Here is a 23,646-nt window from a genome sequence, read left to right as displayed (position 1 = left end):
TGGTGCCTACTTGGTCGCCTACGCCTATAAATAACAAATAAATAAATTTATTTGCTGGCTTCGGCTCACTTGTTTATTGCTATGTCCCCCATAATGGTGCCTACTTGGTACCTACACCTATAAATGGCAAATAAATAAATTTATTCACATATCTTGCCATTGTATGGCTAGATCACTTTTTTTATTATCATATATTTTATTATTACTAGTGATAAACTCGCATATAAATAACTAAAAACTTATTTCATCAGTTATAAGCTAATAATTTATAACTTAAAAAGCAATTCTTATTTTTACTATTTTTTAAGCTGCTCTATTTCATTATAACATTTTTCTTTAGCTATATCAAAAATAGTTTTACCTTCTTTGTTTACTGCTGAAGTATCTGCACCATATTCTATAAGTAATTTTACCAATTCTATATTATCTTTTTCAATAGCCGTAAATATTAAGTTTTGAGTTTCTTCGCTGTAATTATCCATTGTACTTTTAGAATTTACATCCGCTCCATTCTTTATTAAATATTCAGCTATATCAGTAGTTTTATTATTAAATGTTTTATTAAGCAATGAAAATTCTATATTTCTATAATCCGTATAATTCATAGCAGGATCAATACCTTTAGATACTAAATACTTTACTATATCAATACAATCATTTTCAACAGCCCTAGCTATTACTGGTATACCATAATAAGAGTTTTCAATATCAGCACCAGCCTCTGCAAGAAGTTTAAACTTTTCTGCATCACAACTATTATTAAAGAACTTATCTATTATAGTTATTGTTTCATCTTCGCTATCTGGAAGAGGATAATCTCTGTAAGCAGCAGCACCAGCATTTAGCAATTCCTCAACTATTTTTGTACTGTTTTTATTAGTAGAATATACCGCACATGATAAAGCATCGTCTTGTTCATAACGCATTATATTAACATCAGCACCATTTTTTATTAATTCTTTTACAAGTTTTAAATATCCCCTATAAGAAGCCTCCATTAATGGAGTATATCCATAATCAGCACGTTTATCTATATCTGCTCCGTAAGAAATCAATTCAATGGCCTTTTCTTCTGTAGGAAAATAATTACATGCAAATATTAATGGCGATTCATCAGCATATACTGACTGCCAAGCATCTAAAGAAGCTGTATCTTTTACAGATTCAAGTTCTTCAATAGCAATTAATTCATATTCATTTAATTTTGTAAGTAATTCATATATGTCATCTTCATTAGATGCATATCCGTCATAAATATCATCTGTATATAAATTATTAGTTTCTAAAATATTTTTATTATCATTATAAGTATTATCAATGATATAATTGGTTTCCATATTGTTAGTTACTGAATTATTAATTTCTGAACTATACACATCTTTTTTATTTTTACTGTCATTACAGCTAATGATATTAATAAATATCAAAGTTATTAAAATAAAGCTCTTTTTCATATATCTCTTTTATCTCCTTATTGTAAATAATCAGCAAACACATAATACTTTATACCAAGAATTATATTAGTTTTTTATTTATTACTAGCTAACTCACTTAAAAAATAATTATCTTTTATTTTTATTAAAACTTCTTTTATATAATTTATATCTTCATCATTTATAGTTATTACATATATAAGCACTGAATCTTTCTTTACTTTTGGTATAATAGGCACATCTAAATTATGCATAAACTTTATTACAGCCTTTATATCTTTAGGCTTAAAACTTATTGCATAAGACGGATAAAAAGTATCAGGCATAGCACCGCCTCCTGTTTCTATATCCTCTTCAATGACTTCAAATCCGTCAATGTTTTCTGTAATTTTCAAAGCCTTTTGTTTTATTATTTCCTTATCTATACTCAATAAAGTTTCACAGTATCCTTTGAAATTACCTTCAGTATTTAATCTTTTTATAAGGCTTTTTTCTAATATTGATAATACAGTTTTTCCGCATCTGAAAGTTCTCATAAGAGGGTGTTTCGATATTTTTTCTATATATTTTTTCTTTCCTACTATAATACCAGCCTGCACACTTGAAAACATTTTATCCCCAGAAAAGCATACTAAATCAGCACCGCTTTTCAAAGCAGATTTTATATGTTCTTCTTCGCTCATACTTTCATCAAATATACCGGCTCCCTCATCATAAACTATTGGTATATTATCAGGTATAGTTTCTCTTAATTTTTTTAATGAAGGAGATTTCACAAACCCTCTTATTTTAAAATTAGAAGTATGCACTTTAAGTATCATAGCTGTATTTTCTGTTATAGCATCTTCATAATCTCTAATATCCGATATATTAGTAGTGCCGATTTCTACAAGTTTAGCTGATGCCTCTTTTAATATATCAGGTATTCTGAATCCTCCGCCAATTTGTACTTGCTCTCCTCTAGAAACTATGACTTCTTTATCTGAAGCCAATGCCTTTAATATCAAAAATACTGCAGCTGCATTATTATTAACTACTAAAGAGGCTTCTGCTCCTGTTAATTTATTTAAAAGAGAATGAACAAAATCTCCTCTTATTCCTCTTGCCTCATTATTAATATTATATTCAAGATTATTACTGTTTATATTTAATTCTCTTACATTATCCCAAACTTCTGCATCTATTGGAGATCTGCCTAAATTGGTATGCATTATAGTTCCTGTTGCATTTATAACTTTTTTTATTGGAAGATTTGCTTTCTTTTTTATTTCAATTTCACATAATTTAATTATATCTTTTTTATCATATTTTAATTCAGGATTATTTTTTAATTGAGTTCTTAATTTTTCTAAAGTATCTCTTATAATATCTGCTGCAATAGGACGAGAAATAATTTTATGATATGGTTTTATAGCTTCATCTTCTAATACTGCATTAGTTTGTATTAGATTAAATTTATTATTCATAATTAATGTCCGTAATAAAAAATGAAATGATATTCTTATCGGAAGAGGCAGGAGTTGAACCTGCCAACGCTGCTATAGCGTCCAACGCTTTTGAAGAGCGCGGAGCCCACCGGGACTCATCAGCCTCCATATATTTTAATATAATATATTAATTCTTAGTTTATGTCAATTTTTTAGTATACATGGTATTGGTATATTACAATAAAAATATTATAATATTATATGTATATATAAAAAATGCACTTTAAAATTTTTATTAATATCATAAAATATATAAAAATGTTTTGGAGATTAAAAATGGATATTAAAGATGAAATAAAGGCAGAATCTAATTTTGATAATTTTTTGGCATTGGATATCAGAACAGGCACTATAATAGAAGCAGAAGATTTTCCAAAAGCTAAAAGACCTGCTTATAAATTAAAAATTGATTTCGGTAAATTAGGTATAAAAGTATCATCAGCACAAATAACAAAATTATATAAAAAAGAAGATTTGATAGGAAGACGAATAATTGCCGTAGTTAATTTTCCAAAAAAACAGATAGCCAATTTTTTCTCAGAATGCTTGGTTTTAGGTGCTGTCAAAGATAATGGTGAAGTTGTATTATTAACTACAAAAGAGGAATGTGAAAACGGTACAGTTATAGGATAATATTTGCTATATAAATCATAATATAGAAATAATACGGAGAATAAGATGGGCTTACTTAATAATGAAGACATAAAAACATTGGAATCATTTAATACAGATGGTGGCGGATATTTTTATAAAATGCTTAATTATTTGCAAGAGTTTATTGAAAACGGTGTAAAAGAAAATAAGTTTACATTAGAAGAGGCTAAAGAGGATTTAGACATAGCATTATGGTATTCTTATGCCTGCAATAATATAGGCGATTATGAACATTATTATATGGCTAAAGAGTTTATGAAACACTCTGAGAAAAATGCAAAAGGATGCGGAACTTGGTATTATAGATATACTGTTGCTCTTATATATTGCGGTAAATTAGATGAGGCTTTAAAATATGCTGAACAGGGTGTTATTGAAAAGCCTGATTATCCTTGGGGCTGGCTTGAACTTGCTAAATTAAGACTTCATTTTGGAAATAAAGAAGGTGCTGTGGAAGCTAATAATAAGGGATTAGAACTTGTACCAGGTGATTATGAGTTTTTAAGGCAGGCTGAAGAGATAGAAAATTATTATTCTATAGAAGCATTAGAATATCATTATATTAATGAGGAAAGCGATAAAAATTTACTTAAAGGTCTCGATTACGGAGAGGAAAAATTAAATACTATAGCTTATATATTATGCGATAAAGAAAAATTACAGGCTATTAAAAATATTATTAATCCTATAGATTGGGAAGCGGATAATCCTTATTGTAGTTTTAAATTTTATTTTGAAGATGATTTGATAGGCGGTATATTTTTAATGAATGAAGCTGCTATATCAAAGTTAGATAAAGAATTAATAAAGCAATCTTTAGAAGAATTAAAAGATGTAAAAGAAAAGTTAAAAGTTGAAGAAAAGTCAAAATTAACATCTGTAAGATTCAGTATCGATTATACTATAGAAGCTGAATTTAAAAATGAACAGACCAATAAAACTTTTTCAATTAGAAAAATGTTTAATAAAGATTCTGAATATAAAAAAGTTGCAGATGAAATTTTTGATTCTTACGGAATGCCTTTAAGTCCATATTTAGAGGAGCTTCCTAATATTGTTACTTTGTATAAAGAAGAATACGGATTTATGTATTATGCTGAATGCTGGATAGATGAAGGAACTATAGTAAAGCATACCGGAATAGTTGGAAGCAGCGGAGAGGTTAAAGAATATGAATGCGGGAATCCAAGAGAATATAAAATTTTTTTAGATGATTTTTATAAAGAGTATAATGATTATAAAAAAATTGATAATGAGGATTGCTATTATTTGATTTTACAATTTGAAGCAGAAGATTTTGAGAATGAACTTCATGAAGAATATGCTGATGCTTTAAATAAAATAGGAAATGTTTTAAATTCAGTTTTGACTTGGAATGGTGTTGGTTATTTAAATTCTTGGAATGCTGGTGAAACTGAAAATATAAGAGGAAAACAGTTTATTAATTTCTTTTCTGTAGTTGTAGATGTTGATATTGCTTTTAGGCTTATATTAAATGAGGTTATAGAAGAAATTAAAGACGATATAAATTGCGAACATATAAAGATGGCTTATGTTCCATATATAGATAATGGAGAAAATTTTACTTTAATATATTCATCAGATGAAAGCTCAGAATTTTATATTTGATTTTTATATAAAAATACCATAGTGTAAAATTTTATAATTGTTTTTATATTTATAAAAATATAAATATAAAATTAGTCTAAATATATTTTTAAGTATTGAGTTTACTTATATTAATTATTTTTTCTTTTTCCATTCGGATTTTTAGAAGTTATATTTTTATGTACATTTTTCTTTTGAGGCTTTAATTGTTTTAATTGATTAATTTTTTCTCTTATCTCAATAGCTTTTTCAAATTCTAAGCTGTCTGATGCTTTTTTCATCTCTTTTTCAAGCTCTTTTATATAATCATCGCTTTTCTGTTGAGGGTCAATTTTTACTCTTTCATTAAATCGTCTGAAATCGAAATGAAGCTCATAAGATGTTTCAACTTTCTCTTCTCTTTCTATTATATCCTGTATTTTTTTGATGATTGTTTTAGGAGTAATATTATGCTCTTTGTTGTACTCCATCTGTATTTTTCTTCTTCTCTCTGTTTCATCAATCGCAACTTTCATAGCATCGCTTATAGTATCCGCAAACATTATAACTCTGCCGTTTGCATTTCTTGCGGCGCGTCCTATAGTCTGTATTAAGGTAGTTGTATTTCTTAAAAAACCTGTTTTGTCAGCATCAAGTATTAATATCAAAGAAACTTCAGGTACATCAAGCCCCTCTCTCAAAAGGTTAATGCCTACAAGTACATCAAATGCCCCAAGCCTTAAATCTCTTATAATTTCAACGCGTTCAACTGTCTGAATATCAGAATGAAGATAACGAGTTCTTACTCCGTTTTCATTTAAATATTTTGTAAGGTCTTCAGCCATTTTTTTTGTAAGTGTTGTTATAAATATTCTTTCATTGTTTGATACAGTCTTTTTTATTTCTTCAAGTATTCTGTCTATCTGTCCGTCAATAGGATACACTTCTATTATAGGATCAAGCAAACCTGTAGGACGAATTATCTGCTCTACAACCTGACTGCTTTTCTTTAATTCATATTCTGCAGGAGTGGCACTGATATATATTGTATCATTAGTAAGTTTTTCAAACTCTTCAAAAAATAAAGGTCTGTTATCAAGAGCCGAAGGAAGTCTGAAACCGTACTTTACTAAAGTCTCTTTTCTGCTTCTGTCTCCGAAAAACATTCCTCTAATCTGAGGAACACTCACATGCGATTCATCTATAATAGTTAAAAAGTCTTCAGGGAAATAGTCTATTAAACAAGCAGGTCTGTCCCCTTCTTTTCTTCCGGATAAAGGACGCGAATAATTTTCTATACCGGCACAGTATCCAACCTCTCTAAGCATTTCCAAATCATATTTAGTTCTTCCATATATACGCTCTGCCTCTACTAATTTTCCTTCGGATTTAAATTTATTATACTGCTCTTCAAGTTCTTCCTCTATTAATTTTATACCTGCTGCTAACTTCTCGCCTCCTGTAACAAAGTGTTTTGCTGGATATATTACTACCCTATCCTGTTCTGCTAATTTTTGTCTTGTTATGGGATTGATTTTTATTATACGCTCAACAGTATCACCAAAAAACTCTATCCTTATAACTTCATCAGAATAAGCACTCATTATTTCTATAGTATCGCCTATAACTTTAAATCTTGCTCTCTCAAGCACATCTTTAACTCTTTCATATTGAATAGATACTAATTTTTCGATTATCTCATCTCTGTCATATTCTCCGTCTTTTTCTATTGCTATATAAAGTTTTCTATAATCTTCAGGAGAACCCAATCCGTATATACATGAAACAGAAGCAACAATTATAACATCTCGCCTCTCAAGAAGCGATGTGGTTGCTTTAAGTCTCAATCTGTCAATTTCATCATTAACAGAAGCATCTTTGTCAATATACAAATCTTTAGCAGGTACATAGGCTTCAGGCTGATAATAATCATAGTAAGAAACAAAGTATTCTACGGCATTATTAGGAAAAAAATCTTTAAGCTCCCTATAAAGCTGAGCTGCCAAAGTTTTATTATGAGACATTACTAAAGTTGGTCTATTAGCTTTTTCTATTACATTTGCTATTGTAAAAGTTTTTCCGCTAGCTGTAACTCCAAGCAGAGTTTGATATTTATTTTTATTTTCAAGCCCTTTAACTAGAGAATCTATTGCAGTTATTTGATCTCCTGAAGGTTTGAAATTTGATTCTAATTTAAAATTCATTTTTAATTATTAATAAAAATTAACAGTTCTAGTTAATACTACAGTTTTATTATCAAAGTCAGTAACTTCAGCCTTAAATGTATATTTTCCTCTTTTAGGAACAAAAATACCGCCCCTATAAAAATGCGAATCTACTCCATACACTTCTTCAAAAGTATAATTCGGAGATATATAATATACATTATCTCTTTTTATGAAATATGTAAAATCATAATCTCTTACAAGTTCATCATTCATAAATATTTTTACTCTTTTAAGCCCCATAGGTATTCCGCCTAATAAATCATAAGCTTTAACAAATAATTTTATTTCTCCATTATAACTCATAGGCATTTTATCTTTTATCTGTATAAGTCTGTTTTCAGTTCTTAAATATATACCATGAATTAGCGGTGCTTGAGTTGAGCCTTTATCTATACTTAAATATTCTAATGGATCTACTACTAATCCCTCTTTCATGTTTTCTATAGTTAAATGTAAATGTGCTCCTCCGGATCTTCCGCTGTTGCCTGTGAGAGCTACAACATCTTTTTCTGTTACTTTAGCATAGGATTTTTCTATACTACCTGGTTCTATATGATAATAATAACTTCTTAAATTATCAGGGTGTTCTATCATAAGTACATTTCCAACTCCATAAAGAGGTCTTGTGGGATCTTCATCTTCATCAATATAATAAACTATCTCTCCGTCTTTTACAGGATATATTTCCATTTTATGTCCGCCAAAGTCAACTCCGTTATGGAAATGATCCGTTCTAAACTCTCCGAATGTACTTGTTATTCTTATTCTGTTGGGGTCAATAGGCACCCTCGCAAATAAAAATGAAGATATTATAAATAATAATAATATATATTTTTTCATAGCTTAACCCTCTTGTATGTATAAATCATTCTGTCTGTTACAATCATATATTCATTTTCTAAATTTGATATATCGAGATTGTATACCCAGCCGTCTAAATATTTTTCAAATACAATCTCTTTAGTATGATTATCATATATTAAAACTACACTTTTTGCTTCTTTAGATATACTCATAATAGTAGAATTAGTTTCAGCATTTAATTTCATATTAATTGCATTCTGCATATTATATTTTTCTAAATTAATTCTTTTTATTTCATTACCTTTATTTAAAGAATACAATACAATATCCCTATCAGCAAGCATAAAAGCAGTCATCGATTTTTCACTTATATAACTAGATACATGTCTTCTTCTGTTAAGTCCGGTATCTAAATACCATATAGTATTACCCAAAGCATCATAAAGAGTTATATATTCAGGTCTTATTCCGCTTACCGCTAAAGCAAAACTTCCATATTCGCTTATTGCTACAGACTTTACTATATTTATTTCACTAAGAATACTAGATATTGCAAAAGATAATTCTCCGTTTCTATTTATATATGCTATATCTCCGCTTGAAAAACCTGCTATATAATCTCCTGTATACAAAGCAAAAGCACCATCAGTTATTATCTCGCCATATTGTATATGTCTGCTAAGCGGATTATTATTAAAATCAAACATTTGTATCTTTGAATTGTCGCTTGAATGATATATTATCCTTTCAGCATAAGGAGCTATTTCAGGATAAATTGAAGTATTGGTACGCCATATAATTCCGCCCATATTATTGTATGCGTCTATATAATTTCCATATCTTTTATATATGATAAAATTCTGATTATTTAAAGTTGCTAGTTCTCCTCTTGATAAATTAGTGCTGTATATTGTATCTCCATTAAAATCAAAATAATGAATTATACCTTCAGGCTTTGTAAAAAAATTATGTTTGAATATACCGTCTATATAAAAATTTTCATCATGTGATGGTAAATCTGATGAATCGCTTTTCTTACTCCAAACATTTACCATATTGTATTCATCATTAAGTCTGTGAGTACCAAAGAAAAATATAAATAAAACTATAAAAGCTAAAGCACTTATTATTGTTAAATACCTAATAAATAAAGGTTCTATCTTATGTATATTTTCAAATTCTATTATTGATTTTTCTTTTACTTTCATTTATCTCCGAAGCTGTATAAATTATAACCTAATATTTTTATTTTATTTGAGTAAGAGTTTTAGTATTAAATGAAACAGGCTTTTCTAAAATACTTAAAGGATCAAATGTCATATTTCCGGCTCTCATTTCCCAATGACAATGAGGACCTGTAGACATTCCTGTAGAACCAATTAATCCTATTATCTCACCTTTTTTAACATACTGTCCTTCTTTTGCTATCAATTTTGACATATGAAAATATGAACTGTATACTCCTTCTCCATGATCTATAACTACACAGTTGCCCCTAACAAATAATTCTCTTGATACTCTTACAACTCCATTATTAGCAGCTATTATAGGAGTTCCGTTTGTATTTGCTATATCAAAGCCCTGATGATATCTTGCATAGTCTTTAGTGTATCCTCTGAAAGCTCCGAAACCTGATGAATATCTGCCTTGAGAAGGCATTATATAAACTTTATCTGCATAATTAGTAGGCGTATAACTAATATAAACTTTTCCATTTAGCAATTCTTTCTCTTCTCTGGATTTTTGCGGATTGCTTATAATATTTTTCATAGTAGAAGTTACACCAGGTATTTGCTTTGGTTTTGGAGGCGGAGGAGTAAAATCTAATTGTATATCTATAGCAACATTCAATACAGTATTATCTTTTAATTTAATATCAGATATAAACTGATACTTTTTATCCTGAGCTCCTACATATATACCGAATATACTTTTATAAACTTTCATGTTTCTGTCAGCGTCTTTTACTTCAAAAAACTTCACTATAGGTCTTGCACTTCCCATAAGTTTTGAATTTTCTATTTTTATTTCATCTTTGGAAGCTATAAATATAGTAGATACTTTGCCGGCATAGAATGGAAAAGGATCTGCATATATTTTTATATCATTATCATATTTTTTGAAATCTTCTAAAGAATTAAAAGCATTATTTCTAGTATACATAGCACCGTTTATTAGAACAGCATTATTATTGCTTACTTTAATTTTTGTATTTGGCGCAATATAATAATATTTATTTCCTATTTTTATTTCAGCAAAAGCATTTTTTTCAGTTTCTATAATATCATTTAATAATATTTCATTAGAAGTTTTTATATCAATATTGTTTCCTCCTCTGCTTAGAGAAGTATTTCCCAAATATTGAATAGTATTTTGAGAATATAAAGATAATGAAATTAAAAATATGATGCTGATAATATATTTCATAAAACCTCCGAAATTATTATTCTATTATTTATTTTATATAATTATTTTTTATATGAAGACTTATCTAATTTTAATAAATGTTCTTTTATATCTCTATTTGTAGGGGCAAGCTCGAAAGCCTTTGTTAAAAATTCCTTAGCTCTTTCATAATCATTTTTTTTGAGGAAAGCCCAGCCTAATGAATCCAAATATGCAGGATTATTCGGATCTATTGACAATGCCCTTCTAATTTCTTCTATTCCTTCTTCTATATTTGTTTCAGTATCTGCTAAAATAAATCCCAAAGAGTTTCTTGCATTTGCACTGTTAGGATCAAGATTCACAGCTTTTTTCAAATGCTCTATAGCTTTTCTTATATTTCCTTTTTTATAATAAACATACCCTAAAGCAGCATGTATCTGAGTATTTTCAACACCGGAAGATAATGCATCTATAAGTTCAAATTCTGCTAAATCATACATCTCTTTAACAGCATATATATATCCTACTATTATATGAGCCTGCATGAGTCTAAGAGGATTATCAAGTCTTCTCATAATTTTATCAAATACCTGAAGAGTATTATCATAATCCTGAATTTGTGCATAGGCCAATGCTAAATGGTATCCAGATTCAACATCATTTTTTTCGGAAAATATTTTTTCTAAAGAGTCTATTGCCTCTTTATAATTTTCATTTCTAAAAAACTTTATCCCGTCTTCTAATTTACTTCTGCTAGAGCCTATACTCATATATACTCCCTAATATATATTTGATTGTTCATATATTGTATATTTATAATGTAAAAATCTCAATATATTTTAACTAAAACTTTAACAAAAAAATTATGTAAAGTATTATATTAAAAATATATTATTTGTAAAGTTAAAAATAATCATCGCATAGAAATTGCAGAAAAATTGCATAGAAACAGATATTGATTTCATTATTAAACTATGTTATAATAACCGAACAGTTTAATTTTTATGGAGGTCAATTATGCCACGTGTTATAAATAACGATTGTGTAGCTTGCGGATCATGTATTCCTGAATGTGCATTCGATGCTATTAGTGAAGGAAGTATCTATGTGATAGATCCTGACAAATGCACTGATTGTGCTGCTTGTGAAGCTGTTTGTCCAAGCAATGCTATACATCCAGCTTAATTGCTGCTGAAGGCATATCTGGGGTGGGTTTTAATAATATTAGACCTGCCCTATTTTTATATACTAGTTTAGGGAATAATATTGATAAAAAATACTGAAGCATTTATACTCTCATACAACATATACAAAACATCATCTATAATAGCATCTTTTCTTACAGATAATTCCATAATGCAGGCAATATGTCATAAAGCAAAAAATAACTCAAAAGCTTTCGGATCCGATTTGGAAAGCATATCAAAATTAAATATAAATATATATGAAAAAAAATATAATCAGCTGTCTATATTAAAAGAATCTTCTATTATAAAAAATTATAAATTGTTAGAAAAATCTATATATTCATCTTTAGCCGTATTCTATATCAGAGAAGTGCTACTATACTGTGCTAAAGACTTTGATAATAGATATTTCATTTTAATGGAAAAAACATTAAATGCTTTGGAAAGTTTGGAAGAAAATTACAGCAATGATGATAAAATAAAAAAAATCTATATAGATATTTTAATGCGTGCATTTGAAATGAAAACTTTGCATATAGCAGGAATATCACCTCATTTAGATAAATGTACAATATGCGGAAAAAATAATGATTTATTATATTATTCTATATTGGAAGGCGGATTAATATGCCGAAAATGCCGAAATCTAATTAAAGATTCTATAAGTATAACAGAATATGACATAGTCTTTATGAAAATAATAAAGCATACATCTCTAATAGAAATAATATACAATGAAGATTTAAAAAAAATATATAATGATTCTATAGACAATCTAAAAGATATAATGAATAAATCAATATTCAATCATATAAATAGAATAATAAAAAGCAAGAAAGTATTAGAAGAAATTTTACTTACTTAATATATCAAATATTTCTTTTGTATTATTTACTATATATGAAGCATTTTTAAACTCTTCGTCATTTCCAAAACCATATTTAACAGCAATAGAATCAATACCAACATTCTTAGCAGCATCTATATCATCTATTCTATCTCCTATCATTATAGTTTTGTCTTTTTCAAAATTTTCTTTTTCTAATGCTTCTTTCAATACATCTAATTTACTTTTAATTTTTCCTCCTAGTATAGGAGCATAAAAATTAGTAAAAAAAATTGTCATAGAAAAATGTTCAATTATTCTTAGAGCTGATTCTTTAGGTTTAGCAGTAGCCAAAAATACTCTATAATTATTTTCATACAATGTTTTAATCAAATCATATATACCATCATAAAGTGTGCAGTTAAATAAACCATCATTGCCGTTATAATCTTCTCTGTAAAACTTTATAAAATCAAGTGATAATTTTTCATCATCTAAACAATATTTTTTAAAACTAGCATCAAGAGGAGGACCGATAAATTTTCTTAAAGTATCATTATCAGGAATATTGATATTTAAATTATATAGCTCATTTATTTTTTTTATTCCATATAAAATACCATTCATTATACCCGGTGCTGAATCAGTAATTGTCCCGTCAAGATCAAATAATATATTAACATATTTAGGCATAAATAAATCTCTCTTTTTATATGCACTTTATTTCTCTACAAAAATATATCCTGAAGCAGGTATAATCTCGAAATCTTCTTTAGTTTTATCTTTTATAGCTTTAAATAATAAATTTATTCCCAAACTATCGCTTGATATATGTCCGGCACATACAATATTAATATAATATTTTCTGCACTCATCTAGAAGTCTGTCCGATATATTCATCATTACAATGGTACTTACACCAGCCTTTGATAGAGCCTCAATCATTCCTATATCAAAAGACGCCCCTCCTGTCATATCCACTATAAATTTTCCTACTTTAGATTTATTAGAACCATTAAATATTTTAGGAGGATTAAATCTTTTAGCAGATATTTTATATTCGTCTATAGTATATAAAATATCAATAATATCTGATAATGTATATGCATTTTCTTTTTTAATCTTTTCAGTTAAAAAAGATTCTACAAAATTATCAGCAACAGTATGCATACACATATAATTTAATTTAAGAAGTCTTGCAGCATCCACATCTCTATAATGGTTAGAAGAAAAAACAGAACGGCTTACTTCATTAAGTCTTTTATTAGTTAATCCTTCGGAAACATTTACAGCAACATCATGCAAAGCATTTTTTCAGCCTGCATAGTTATAACATCATAAAAATTAACAAATCCATATCCATTTGGATGATGTGTTATAACTAAATCGATATTATAATTCTTTTCATTTAATCTATCAGCCAAAAGTAATTCAGATGTCTGCATATCTATACCGCATAGAATTTTTTTTATATCTTTATCTTCAGCAATATTTAATATTCTAGTATCTGAATAAGGATTAAAAAGAGTGTCTTTATCAAAATATTCTCTATTTTTCTCATCTAATTTATCATAATTTTTTTTTATATTGTTAAGCTCTTTTTCTACAGTTTCCCTTCCTCTAGGATCAGCATCAATGGCACAATCTATAGCTGCTCTGTAAAAATCATTTATTTTTAAAGACATATTATCTCCTAATCACTACTCTTCATTATCTTCTTTTCTTTCATTTTTAGGTTCGCCTCTATATTTTTCAGTCTGAATCATACCATCTTGCTCAAAGAATGTAATAGCTTTATAACTTTGTCTTATAGAAAACTCAGCATTTCCTATAAGCAGTTCTACACCCGGAAGCATTTCTTTACCGGCACTTACTGTAGATTCAACTTTTTCTATTTCCATTTCCTGAATTAAAGCTTCTCTATTTAATACTATTTCTTCTCTTCTAGTATTAGCCTGTTCTAACTGTTCTTTATAACTTTGAAGCTGCTCTTTTTTTTCATCATCAAGTTTTTTAAGTTTTCCAGCCTGTTCAAGAGATTTTATATTTCTTTCGGTTTCTTCTATAGAAATATCTAATTCTGCTTTTTCATTATCTAAATCATCTACTGCTCGTCTTTTTGCTGGGCTTATTCCTGTTTCTATATATGTTTTAGCACCTGCTTGAGAACCTAATACTTTACCATTAACCTCTCTTAATGCTCTTAATCTTCCGCCGCTTGCTGAAGCTCTTTTACCTATAAGTATTATTCTATTATCAGCATCAATATTGGAATTAAGTATCGCCTCAGTAACTACAACATTATTTCCAGCTTGAACATTAGAGAATTGTATAAATTTAGCTATAACATCTCCTCCTGCTATTACATGACTATTTTCATTTCCTTGAATACCAAGTTTGACCATAATGTCTCCCTTAGATTCAAGATCACATTTACCAACAGTTCCATGTACATCAATATTACCTTCTGCCTTAATAGAATAATTATCGCTCACACTTCCTTTAACAACAACGCTTCCTATAAAATTAATGTTTCCTGTCTCAGGTCCTACATCTCCAGCTACTTCAAATATCGGTTCTACACTTAAAAGTTTTCCTTTAAGTACAACCTGTCCGCTTATAGAAGCTATAATATAGTCACCGTCTTCTGAAAGCTCAACATTATCACCAACTATTTCTTTGATTTCAATATCTTTTCCGCTTTTTGTTTCTATCTTTACTCCTAATACGGTTCTTCCAGCTTCCCCATCTGTAGCAGGAGTTTTTCTAGCTAATTTCTGACCTTGCTCTACATTCTCAACTATAGTTAAATCTTTATAATCTATGCTTTGATCTTCACCTATAAATTTAGGAATTACTTTTTTATTTACATTTACTAGATATTCTATTTTGGCATTCTGTCCATTCACAGGAGGACGGCCTTCTGCAGCAAGTATAGGTATATTGAAAGTACCTTCCTCTAAACATTTTTGTACATTTTCTTCTTGAAAGCCAAAAGTTACACCGCTGTTTTCAAGAAGTTCTTTAACATCTTGTAAATCCATTTCTCTTCCGCCTTTAGAAGGCTTAGTAACTGTAACATAGGCACGCATTTTATCTTCTGTTATTGTATAGCTGATTTTGGCATTATTAACAGATTTAGATATATCCCATTCAGCTATTTTTTTATATTCTCCTGTCTGTTCATGAAGCATTTGTTTAGCTAAATGAGAATCATATTCTTTTATACCTGCATCTATTAATTTTTCTTCCAATGCTGTAATATCTTCTATTTTTTTGCCCTCTCCTACAGGAGGATTAACTTTTAAAAATACACCGTCTCTCTTAACTCTTACTATTATTTCTGTATCTTTATTTACTACTACTTCTTTTTCTGAATTTCCTTCATATACCTCTTCATAATTATCAGCTTTACCCACTCCCATTTCAGATTTATCATAGGTAATATGGGTATATCTTACCAAAAAAGGCTTAGCTCCTATATTGAAAAAGCCCTTGCTGCCGTCTTCAAGAACTTTGTAGCTTAATTCATAAATAGGACATTGAAATATAGCAGCCGCTTCCTGCATACCTCGCTCTAAAGAAGCAACCGATAATTCTACTGAACGAGTATTTTTATTATTGTAAATATCTTTATAAAAATCACTTTGCAATATTTTTCTTTTTAATTCATTCATAAAAATCACCTATTTTTATAATAATTGTTTTTTTATCTCAGAAAGACTATATTTTAACTGCTGTATAGCTTTTGTATGAATCTGTGATATTCTGCTTTCTGAAACATCCAATACTTTGCCTATCTCTTTTAAAGTAAGATCATCATAATAATATAGTATTAGAACTTGCTGTTCTTTTTCCGGAAGTTTTTTTAATGCTGCTATTATTTTATTTTTAACATCTTCTCTTTCTGCTAAATATTCCGGATTAGTTTTGTCATTAGATTTCAATGTATCTATTACTGATATTTCATTGGAATCATCACCTACATACCAAACATCGCTTAAAGAAGTAGGAGAAGCCTCTATATACCTTTTCATAGTTTCATTATATTTGCTTATTGGTATTCCAAGCATATCTGCTATTTCCTGAGGCTTAATATTTCTGCTTAATCTAGCTTCTAATATTTCCCTTGCCTTTTCTATTTCTTTAACATCTTTACGAATAGATCTAGGAAGATAATCTAATTTTCTAAGTTCATCATATATTGCACCTCTAATTCTAGTAACTGCATAGGTTTTGAACTTAATATCTCTGTTTGGATTATACTTATCAATAGCATCCATAAGCCCAAAAGATCCAAAGCCCACTAAATCCTGAAATTCAATATGCTTATGAGATCCCATATTAAAAGAGATCTTATTTGCAACATATTTTACTAAAGGAGAATATTTAATAATTAGAGCCTCTCTTATATGAGGGGAAAGAGTCTTTTTAAACTCCAACCAATATTCCTGCTCATTCTCATTAGTAATATTTGGTATTTTATCTTTTTTATTCATCTTCATAATATTCACTCTAGTTATTAATTTTTTGCTATATAATTATTATAGATAATTTCTTAGTTTAAAATTATCTATTTTTATCTTGTATCATTATTATCGCAGACTTAGTAACCTTTTTAGGCATATTTTTCAATAAATCTACTATTTTATTCTTTGTGTATTCCATATTGATAAAATATTCATAATTAATTTTATCATTAGGTTTTAATCTATCTATTACGGTCATTTCATCAGAATTATCATTAACATACCAAGAATCACTTATATCTCCTGATGTAGGTTCATTATCATTAGTAATATTTGCTATTTTATCTTCATCTCTCATAATATTTACCCTAACTATTAAATTTTTTATTTTAATATATCTTATTTATTATCTTCTTCATCTTTAGCCATCATAGTTCTAACAGCCTTAGCAACTTTTTCAGGATCCTCTTGAACTTCTTTTCTCATTTCATTATCAGAAACTTTTTTATCAGGAAACATACTGCTTGTACTGCTTGTAGTGCTGTAATTTGTACTGCTGCTAGCAGAAGGTTTACCTGATATTATATCTCCTATATCAGCTCCGGAACTATGATAATCTGTATTAGGCTTTTTATCAAGATTTATTGAATCTGCAGATATACTAATATTATCAGGATTGAATTCATCGCTTGCCTTATCTGCATTACCAGCAGAATTATTATTTGTAATGGAATTATCATCTATTGGATTATAATCTATATCCATATTAGTGCTGCTATTACTGCTTTCTATAACATCTCCCAAATATCTTTTTAAAAGCGTTCCTATTAAAAACAATATACCTAAAGTTATAAGACCTGACAGCAGTCCTTTAAGTAAAGATATATCTATTCTATTCTTATACATAACAGATAATATAAATGTTACAATAAATGCTAAAATAGATATTATGCCATCTAATTTCCCAAAATTAGATGAAAAATACTGTTTTACTCTTTCTGCTATATTATTCATAAATTACCTCTGCTAACATTTATCATTTTTTACTTACAAAAGATAATAAAGATTCCATAAACCCTCCGAATCCTTTTACTTCTCTGTTTTCATCGTATTCCATGTCAATTATTCTTTTTGCTATATTATATATGGACATAGAAGCCTGACATTTATTATCATACTTATAGAATGGAAGCTGCTGAGAAACTGCATAAGGAATAGTTTTATCTTCCATAACATGTCCTAAATATTTCACATCCATATCCAAATATTTTTTACTTACCATAATAATTTTATCTCCAACTTCCTTTCCTTCAGAAGCCTTTGTAACTCTATTAACCAATATTTTTATATCAGCATTTGCATTTTCAGGCGCCATAGATTTTATTACACCATACGCATCTAATATGGCTGTAAGTTCAGGAGTTGTAACTACTATACTTTCATCTGAAGAAAGCAAAAAATACAAAACATTATCAGAAATTCCAGCGCCTGTATCAACTATTATTATATCAGCATCATTTAAAGAATCCATGCTATTAACTAATTTAGTCAAAGCTCTTCCTGAAAGATTAGCCAAAGAGGAAAATCCAGAAGCTCCTGCTATATATCTTATACCATAATCTGTTTCAAGTATAACCTCATGTATTTTTTTCACACCCTTAATAACATGATACAAATTATATTCCGGCATATTTCCAAGTATAACATTAACATTACCCAATCCAAGATCTGCATCAATTAAAAGCACATTCTGCCCAAGCTGCTGCAATGCTATGGATAAATTAATTGCTATATTAGTTTTACCTACACCGCCCTTACCGCTGGCTATACTTATTATACGCTGGGGGCGTTTATCTTTTACGCTCATCATTTTTCTTAATTCATCGGCTTGATCTTTCATAATATATTATAAATTTCCTAATTATTTTTTATTTTTAATGTCCAAATAGACCTTCTATTATTTTATAACCATATTTTTTAGCTGTAGATATGTCCTTAGGAACACCCTGTCCATGAGTTATATAAGTAATAGGTAATTTCTTTTTAGTAATAGCACAAATTGAAGAAGCTAAATAATCTGTTTCATCAACTTTTGTAAGTATTACACCCTTATAATTTGTAGGTTTAAATCCGTTCAAAATCTTTAAAGCATCTTTATATTTTGCTGTTGCACTCATAACAAGCTGAATATCCATATCAAATCTTCCAACAGTGGTAAAATATTTTGACATAGCAACTATATCTTCAGCTCCTTTAGGGGATCTTCCCATAGTATCTATAAATAATAATGAAGAACTATCCATCTTTCTTATCTCTGCTCTCAAAGCTTCAGGAGTGCTGGCACTTGTAAACGGTACTTTCATTATGCTGGCATATCTTTGAAGCTGATCTACTGCTGCTATTCTATAATTATCTATAGTTACAAAAGAAACTTTTTTACCGGATTTCATATACTGAGCTGCTATTTTAGGTATTGTAGTAGTTTTTCCTACACCGGTAGGTCCTACAAAGACTATGATTTTTTTCTTAGCTCCAACTTCTATACCATTGGCAAGTATTAATCTTTCAGCAAAATATTTTTCTACCTCTTCTCTGATAACATCTTTAGATTGAAAAAATCTTGCATTACTTGATGTAAGTAAATATTCTCTCAGCTCTAATAATATCTCTTCCGGAAACTCTCTGTCTCTTAAATAATTAAAGCTCTCTTCCATTCCGTCAGCGATACTTGTATTAGAGTTACTTTCAATATCATTTTCTTCATCATCATAATTTGATTCTTTTATATCATCATTAAAATAATCTCTGACAGTATTTTTATTTTCTTTTAAATTATTTTCTTCATTACTGTTAAGTTCTTTATGTTCTCTTATTCCTCTTAGTTCTCTTCTATTTTCTTTTATTTCTTCTATTGCATTTTTTATTTCATCTTCCTCAGAGGAAATAGAATAAGAAGTTTTATTTTGATGTTTTAACTCCTCATAAGCATTAGAATTATTAGAATTATTTTTATTTAAATTTATATTAGGAATATTAGTTTCTAAATATTCTTTTATGATATCTCTTATCTGTTCCTGAACCAATTTTTTAACATTATCATCTACAGAGTTATTAATATTATTCTGGCTATTATTAGTATTATATATATTGGCATGATTATTCATAGCATTATTATTATTAAAGTTATTCATAAAGCTATTATCATTATTATTAGTAAAATTGCTGTAATTATTAATAGGAGAAAAACTATTATTATTAGAATAATCTGAAAGCATAGGATTTCTCATATTAGCAAATGTAGAACCTTGAAAATTAGAATACTGATTATTAGTAAAATTAGGTAATGGAATAAAATTATCAGCATTTTTTTCTCTTATACTATTACTATTATCTTCTGCCTTTTCTTCAACAACCTTTGAAGTATTATTATTGCTATCATCATTTAATAATTCTTCAGGAATATTTTCATTTTCTGCAGTATATGAATTTTCCTGAATAGAAGAACGAGCGGAATTATTATTAGAAGAATGATTATTTCTATTTGCACTCTTTTCTTTTAATGCTTTAGTTATAGAAACTATTCTGTCTGCCATTTCGCTTGCATCTATAGTTTCAGATGAATGCTTTTTCATTTCTATTCTATCGCTTAACAGCTTGCTTCTATACATATCATCTTCATCTTCTAAATAAGAATCTTTATCTTCATTTATAGTATTATTTTTTCTATCATAAATAGAATTATTAAGCATTATTCTAAGCTCATGCTCTGTTTTAGTTCCAAGTCCTAAAAAACCGCCGACTTTTACATCTTTACTAGTTAAAATAACAAAGTTGCCGCCATATTCTACTCTAGCTTTGGCAAATGCATCATTTTTATTCTTACCTCTAATAGTTCGTATATCTACCATTTTGTAACTCCTATAATCATCATTCTATCACTTATATTTTTTTATACATTTCAGGGTATTATCCATTAGAGTATGCGGTTTATTATCATTGCATAGTAATACTTCTATAACATTACCATTGCAAAGCATTCTTCTAAGTTCATGTTCTCTTTTCATTATAACACCTAAAAAACCGCCGGCTTTTATATCTTTGTTGTATAGCATAGTAAAATTCCTGCCATATTCAGCATCGATAATAGCATCAGTTTTATTCTTACATTTTATAGAACATATTTCAGCCATATAATACTCCTAATAAATATTTATATCTCTTAATCTTTTTTTTAATATTGTTCTAGTATGCCGATAGAAACTTCAAACTCTTTTTTAATCATACCAAATATGTTTTTTCTTTTGCTCTCTCTAACGCTGATTATAAAATAGCTTTCACCGTATTTGTCTCTAGCTTGTTTTTCAATTTCTTCTCTGTTTTTTCCAAAAATTTTAATAGTTTTCATACTATAACTCCAAGTAATATGTTATTATTTATATCTTAAATTGCCCAATTAGGCCTTATTTTATGCTGGCAATACCTTGTACATTATAACCCTGAGCTATTTCAGTAGTTGCTATAACCTTATACTTACCAATATTTTTAGCTATAAACTGATAAAGCGGTCTTCTTATTATAGGAGAAGTCAAAAATACTATATCATCAACCCCCGAATCGCTTACAAGTTTAACAGCATCTTTTATATTCTTAATTAAGTTCTGCATACTTTCAAAACTCATAGCTATCATCTGTGAACCTTGTAAATTACCTGTATTAGCAAGATTCTGAGCTATATTATTTTGAAGCTGCTGACTTAAAGTAATAACTCTAATATTTCTGTCTTGATCTGCAACCATCTGAGATATTTGAGATGCAAGTCTGCTTCTTACAAGTTCAGTAGCCTGTTCGCTTCCCATAATAGCTATAGCATCAGCAACACCCTCTAATATAGCAACACTGTTTCTGATAGGCACTTCCTCCTGAAGAAGATTCTGAAGAACTTTCTGTATATATCCGAGAGGGCTTTCATTATGAGGTTTAGCTGCAAGCACTTCAGATACAAGAGCCTTGTGGTCATCTTTAATAAGATCAAGCATATTCTGCACCTCTTCACGACCGATAAGAAGACTAGCATTTCTTTTAATAGTTTCACTGAAATGTGTAGCAATAACAGAAGTAGGCTGAAACAACATAAAGCCTTTTTTCTCAGCCATATCTTTTTCATCAACTTTAATCCAATATGCAGGAAGTCCGAATGCAGGCTCTCTTACTTTCTCACAGTCAGGAGAAGGTCCGTCTGGAGAATTAGCATTCAAAGCCAAAAGCATATTAGGACGAACGAACCCCTTAGCCATTTCAGTACCATTTATACTTACTGTATATTCATCAGGTTCTATTACGCTGTTATCAACAATACGAACAGGAGGAACAACAAGCCCAACCTCTAAAGCAAGCTCTCTGCGAATCTGACTTATTCTATTGATTAAATCTCCTCCCTCTGATTCCAATGCCAAAGGTATAAGAGAAGCACCAACTGAAAGCTCTATCTTTTCCACTTTTAAGAAAGGAGTAACATCTAAAGGTCCTTGATGTACCTGTTCACCTGCATCTGTTTTTGTACCGTCCTCATTAAGTCCAAGCTCCTGCTGTTCTTTTTTCAAAGCATATCCGGCTAAGAATAAAGCCAAAGCTATTACAAATAATGCAATTTTTGGGAATCCCGGTAAAAGCATTAAGAAGAATGCAAAACCAGCACCAATAAATAAGTTTTTAGGCTTAGCAAAAACCTGAACTGCAATCTGAGTAGACAAATTATCTTCGCTGCTGCTTCTAGTTACCAATAAACCTGTAGCAAAACTCATAAAGAAAGATGGTATCTGACTTACTAAACCATCACCAACAGTAAAACGAGTATAAGCATCAACTGCCTGAGCGAAAGGCTCTCCTCTCATTGTCATTCCTATGATAAGTCCACCTACTATATTTATAACTGTGATTATAATACCGGCTATAACATCTCCCTGTACAAACTTTGAAGCACCGTCCATAGTACCGTAGAAATCACTTTCGCCTCTAATCTTTTTTCTCTTTTCCTCTGCCTCTTTATCTGTGATAGCTCCAGCCTGAAGTTCGCTTTCAACCGCCATCATCTTTGAAGGCATACTATCTAATGCAAATCTAGCTGCTACTTCTGATACCCTTGTAGCACCTTTAGTGATTACAACAAACTGCACTATTATAAGAATGATAAATATTACAACACCTACAACTATATTTCCTCCAACTACGAAGTCAGCAAATGAGGTTATCACCTTACCGTTAAAGTTAGCTCCTTCAGTAAGAATTGCCCTAGTTGTAGATACATTTAAAGCAAGTCTGAATGCCGTCATAACAAGAAGTACAGAAGGAAATACACTGAAATCATTAGCACTTCTTATACTAAGAACCATAAGCAATATCAATAATGATACTATGATATTTATTATAAGCAAGAAATCCAATATTATAGATGGTAAAGGTATGATAAGCATCATAATTACCATAACCGCACCCACAGCAAACATTATATCACTATGTCTGCTTAAATTTGAAGGCAGTTTTATATTATCTAAAATTGATTTAGCACCATTCATTGTTGCCACTT

Annotated in this window: 23 protein-coding genes and 1 tRNA gene; 4 read left to right on the top strand and 20 right to left on the bottom strand. The window is 29.1% G+C overall.

Features of this window, described 5'->3' with window-relative positions; all coding sequences use genetic code 11:
- Positions 1-296: 296 nt before the first annotated feature.
- The 3 genes from A966_RS09935 to A966_RS13455 form a co-directional block, all read right to left on the bottom strand.
- Complete coding sequence (locus A966_RS09935) at positions 297-1,454, bottom strand: ankyrin repeat domain-containing protein (RefSeq protein ID WP_008725158.1); 1,158 nt, start codon at positions 1,452-1,454, stop codon at positions 297-299.
- 74 nt (positions 1,455-1,528) lie between these two features.
- On the bottom strand, positions 1,529-2,899 hold the full coding sequence (selA, locus tag A966_RS09930; RefSeq protein ID WP_008725157.1) for an L-seryl-tRNA(Sec) selenium transferase: 1,371 nt from the start codon (positions 2,897-2,899) through the stop codon (positions 1,529-1,531).
- A 38-nt stretch (positions 2,900-2,937) separates the two neighbouring features.
- Positions 2,938-3,027: transfer RNA gene (locus tag A966_RS13455), tRNA-Sec, on the bottom strand.
- Positions 3,028-3,196: 169 nt separating this feature from the next.
- On the opposite strand from A966_RS13455, the gene A966_RS09925 reads away from it, so the two are divergent.
- Both A966_RS09925 and A966_RS09920 read left to right on the top strand, forming a co-directional pair.
- On the top strand, positions 3,197-3,553 hold the full coding sequence (locus A966_RS09925; RefSeq protein WP_008725156.1) for a tRNA-binding protein: 357 nt from the start codon (positions 3,197-3,199) through the stop codon (positions 3,551-3,553).
- A 45-nt stretch (positions 3,554-3,598) separates the two neighbouring features.
- Entirely contained in the window at positions 3,599-5,203 is a 1,605-nt protein-coding gene (locus tag A966_RS09920; protein ID WP_008725155.1) for a tetratricopeptide repeat protein, read from the top strand.
- Between the two features lie 110 nt (positions 5,204-5,313).
- On the opposite strand, the gene uvrB is transcribed toward A966_RS09920, so the two are convergent.
- The 5 genes from uvrB to A966_RS09895 are packed head-to-tail and all read right to left on the bottom strand — an operon-like array spanning position 5,314 to position 11,351.
- Positions 5,314-7,365: an excinuclease ABC subunit UvrB gene (uvrB, locus tag A966_RS09915; protein ID WP_008725154.1), complete on the bottom strand. Its 2,052-nt coding sequence runs from the start codon at positions 7,363-7,365 to the stop codon at positions 5,314-5,316.
- A gap of 9 nt (positions 7,366-7,374) precedes the next feature.
- Positions 7,375-8,229 (bottom strand): M23 family metallopeptidase, encoded by an 855-nt coding sequence (locus A966_RS09910; protein WP_008725149.1) that lies wholly within the window; start codon positions 8,227-8,229, stop codon positions 7,375-7,377.
- Positions 8,226-9,401: a hypothetical protein gene (locus tag A966_RS09905; RefSeq protein WP_008725147.1), complete on the bottom strand. Its 1,176-nt coding sequence runs from the start codon at positions 9,399-9,401 to the stop codon at positions 8,226-8,228. The genes A966_RS09910 and A966_RS09905 overlap by 4 nt, the downstream gene beginning before the upstream one ends.
- 37 nt (positions 9,402-9,438) lie before the next feature.
- Positions 9,439-10,620, bottom strand: a complete 1,182-nt coding sequence (locus A966_RS09900) for a M23 family metallopeptidase (protein ID WP_008725145.1) — start codon at positions 10,618-10,620, stop codon at positions 9,439-9,441.
- 41 nt (positions 10,621-10,661) lie between these two features.
- The gene (locus A966_RS09895) at positions 10,662-11,351 is read right to left on the bottom strand and encodes a tetratricopeptide repeat protein (RefSeq protein WP_008725141.1); all 690 of its coding nucleotides are present in this window, start codon (positions 11,349-11,351) and stop codon (positions 10,662-10,664) included.
- Positions 11,352-11,598: 247 nt separating this feature from the next.
- Between A966_RS09895 and A966_RS09890 the strand changes: the two genes are divergently transcribed.
- Both A966_RS09890 and recO read left to right on the top strand, forming a co-directional pair.
- Complete coding sequence (locus tag A966_RS09890; protein WP_008725132.1) at positions 11,599-11,766, top strand: DUF362 domain-containing protein; 168 nt, start codon at positions 11,599-11,601, stop codon at positions 11,764-11,766.
- 81 nt (positions 11,767-11,847) lie between these two features.
- On the top strand, positions 11,848-12,633 hold the full coding sequence (recO, locus tag A966_RS09885) for a DNA repair protein RecO (RefSeq protein ID WP_008725131.1): 786 nt from the start codon (positions 11,848-11,850) through the stop codon (positions 12,631-12,633).
- Here recO and A966_RS09880 read toward each other — a convergent pair.
- From A966_RS09880 to A966_RS09835, 12 genes are all read right to left on the bottom strand, one after another.
- The gene (locus tag A966_RS09880; RefSeq protein ID WP_008725130.1) at positions 12,622-13,287 is read right to left on the bottom strand and encodes an HAD-IA family hydrolase; all 666 of its coding nucleotides are present in this window, start codon (positions 13,285-13,287) and stop codon (positions 12,622-12,624) included. The two genes, recO and A966_RS09880, sit on opposite strands and share 12 nt — an antisense overlap.
- Positions 13,288-13,314: 27 nt before the next feature.
- Complete coding sequence (locus A966_RS13825) at positions 13,315-13,899, bottom strand: hypothetical protein (protein ID WP_232817767.1); 585 nt, start codon at positions 13,897-13,899, stop codon at positions 13,315-13,317.
- The gene (locus A966_RS13820) at positions 13,881-14,279 is read right to left on the bottom strand and encodes a hypothetical protein (RefSeq protein WP_232817766.1); all 399 of its coding nucleotides are present in this window, start codon (positions 14,277-14,279) and stop codon (positions 13,881-13,883) included. The genes A966_RS13825 and A966_RS13820 overlap by 19 nt, the downstream gene beginning before the upstream one ends.
- A 15-nt stretch (positions 14,280-14,294) precedes the next feature.
- Positions 14,295-16,271 carry a FapA family protein gene (locus tag A966_RS09870; RefSeq protein WP_008725129.1) on the bottom strand — a complete coding sequence of 659 codons (1,977 nt, stop codon included), beginning with the start codon at positions 16,269-16,271 and terminating at the stop codon, positions 14,295-14,297.
- 15 nt (positions 16,272-16,286) lie between these two features.
- Entirely contained in the window at positions 16,287-17,099 is an 813-nt protein-coding gene (gene whiG, locus A966_RS09865; protein WP_008725128.1) for an RNA polymerase sigma factor WhiG, read from the bottom strand.
- Between the two features lie 64 nt (positions 17,100-17,163).
- Positions 17,164-17,421 carry a hypothetical protein gene (locus tag A966_RS09860; RefSeq protein WP_008725127.1) on the bottom strand — a complete coding sequence of 86 codons (258 nt, stop codon included), beginning with the start codon at positions 17,419-17,421 and terminating at the stop codon, positions 17,164-17,166.
- A 41-nt stretch (positions 17,422-17,462) separates the two neighbouring features.
- Positions 17,463-18,077, bottom strand: coding sequence for a hypothetical protein (locus tag A966_RS09855; protein WP_008725120.1), 615 nt, complete (start codon positions 18,075-18,077; stop codon positions 17,463-17,465).
- Between the two features lie 22 nt (positions 18,078-18,099).
- Entirely contained in the window at positions 18,100-18,963 is an 864-nt protein-coding gene (locus A966_RS09850) for a MinD/ParA family protein (protein WP_008725119.1), read from the bottom strand.
- A gap of 34 nt (positions 18,964-18,997) precedes the next feature.
- Positions 18,998-20,971 carry a flagellar biosynthesis protein FlhF gene (locus A966_RS09845; RefSeq protein ID WP_008725118.1) on the bottom strand — a complete coding sequence of 658 codons (1,974 nt, stop codon included), beginning with the start codon at positions 20,969-20,971 and terminating at the stop codon, positions 18,998-19,000.
- A gap of 27 nt (positions 20,972-20,998) precedes the next feature.
- A complete protein-coding gene (locus tag A966_RS09840; RefSeq protein ID WP_008725117.1) occupies positions 20,999-21,253 on the bottom strand; it encodes a hypothetical protein in 255 nt (84 codons plus the stop codon).
- Positions 21,254-21,294: 41 nt separating this feature from the next.
- A complete protein-coding gene (locus A966_RS13605; protein ID WP_008725115.1) occupies positions 21,295-21,468 on the bottom strand; it encodes a hypothetical protein in 174 nt (57 codons plus the stop codon).
- 55 nt (positions 21,469-21,523) lie between these two features.
- Entirely contained in the window at positions 21,524-23,635 is a 2,112-nt protein-coding gene (locus A966_RS09835; RefSeq protein WP_039955746.1) for a flagellar biosynthesis protein FlhA, read from the bottom strand.
- Between the last annotated feature and the right edge of the window lie 11 nt (positions 23,636-23,646).

Source organism: Brachyspira hampsonii 30446, from assembly GCF_000316195.1.
GTDB lineage: Bacteria > Spirochaetota > Brachyspiria > Brachyspirales > Brachyspiraceae > Brachyspira > Brachyspira hampsonii_C.
The sequence above is the reverse complement of the archived record's forward strand: the minus strand, read 5'-3'. Positions and strand labels throughout refer to the sequence as shown.

Bases quoted from the DNA above. Each gene is read 5' to 3' on its own strand.
- whiG (WP_008725128.1), bottom strand. From the start codon at position 17,099: ATGAAGATGAATAAAAAAGATAAAATACCAAATATTACTAATGAGAAT.
- A966_RS09860 (WP_008725127.1), bottom strand. From the start codon at position 17,421: ATGAGAGATGAAGATAAAATAGCAAATATTACTAATGATAATGAACCT.
- A966_RS09835 (WP_039955746.1), bottom strand. From the start codon at position 23,635: ATGAATGGTGCTAAATCAATTTTAGATAATATAAAACTGCCTTCAAAT.
- A966_RS09905 (WP_008725147.1), bottom strand. From the start codon at position 9,401: ATGAAAGTAAAAGAAAAATCAATAATAGAATTTGAAAATATACATAAG.
- A966_RS09870 (WP_008725129.1), bottom strand. From the start codon at position 16,271: ATGAATGAATTAAAAAGAAAAATATTGCAAAGTGATTTTTATAAAGAT.
- A966_RS09880 (WP_008725130.1), bottom strand. From the start codon at position 13,287: ATGCCTAAATATGTTAATATATTATTTGATCTTGACGGGACAATTACT.
- A966_RS09900 (WP_008725145.1), bottom strand. From the start codon at position 10,620: ATGAAATATATTATCAGCATCATATTTTTAATTTCATTATCTTTATAT.
- A966_RS09840 (WP_008725117.1), bottom strand. From the start codon at position 21,253: ATGGCTGAAATATGTTCTATAAAATGTAAGAATAAAACTGATGCTATT.
- A966_RS09850 (WP_008725119.1), bottom strand. From the start codon at position 18,963: ATGAAAGATCAAGCCGATGAATTAAGAAAAATGATGAGCGTAAAAGAT.
- selA (WP_008725157.1), bottom strand. From the start codon at position 2,899: ATGAATAATAAATTTAATCTAATACAAACTAATGCAGTATTAGAAGAT.
- A966_RS13820 (WP_232817766.1), bottom strand. From the start codon at position 14,279: ATGTCTTTAAAAATAAATGATTTTTACAGAGCAGCTATAGATTGTGCC.
- A966_RS09910 (WP_008725149.1), bottom strand. From the start codon at position 8,229: ATGAAAAAATATATATTATTATTATTTATAATATCTTCATTTTTATTT.
- A966_RS09920 (WP_008725155.1), top strand. From the start codon at position 3,599: ATGGGCTTACTTAATAATGAAGACATAAAAACATTGGAATCATTTAAT.
- A966_RS09855 (WP_008725120.1), bottom strand. From the start codon at position 18,077: ATGAATAATATAGCAGAAAGAGTAAAACAGTATTTTTCATCTAATTTT.
- A966_RS09845 (WP_008725118.1), bottom strand. From the start codon at position 20,971: ATGGTAGATATACGAACTATTAGAGGTAAGAATAAAAATGATGCATTT.
- A966_RS13605 (WP_008725115.1), bottom strand. From the start codon at position 21,468: ATGAAAACTATTAAAATTTTTGGAAAAAACAGAGAAGAAATTGAAAAA.
- uvrB (WP_008725154.1), bottom strand. From the start codon at position 7,365: ATGAATTTTAAATTAGAATCAAATTTCAAACCTTCAGGAGATCAAATA.
- A966_RS09895 (WP_008725141.1), bottom strand. From the start codon at position 11,351: ATGAGTATAGGCTCTAGCAGAAGTAAATTAGAAGACGGGATAAAGTTT.
- A966_RS09925 (WP_008725156.1), top strand. From the start codon at position 3,197: ATGGATATTAAAGATGAAATAAAGGCAGAATCTAATTTTGATAATTTT.
- A966_RS09890 (WP_008725132.1), top strand. From the start codon at position 11,599: ATGCCACGTGTTATAAATAACGATTGTGTAGCTTGCGGATCATGTATT.
- A966_RS09935 (WP_008725158.1), bottom strand. From the start codon at position 1,454: ATGAAAAAGAGCTTTATTTTAATAACTTTGATATTTATTAATATCATT.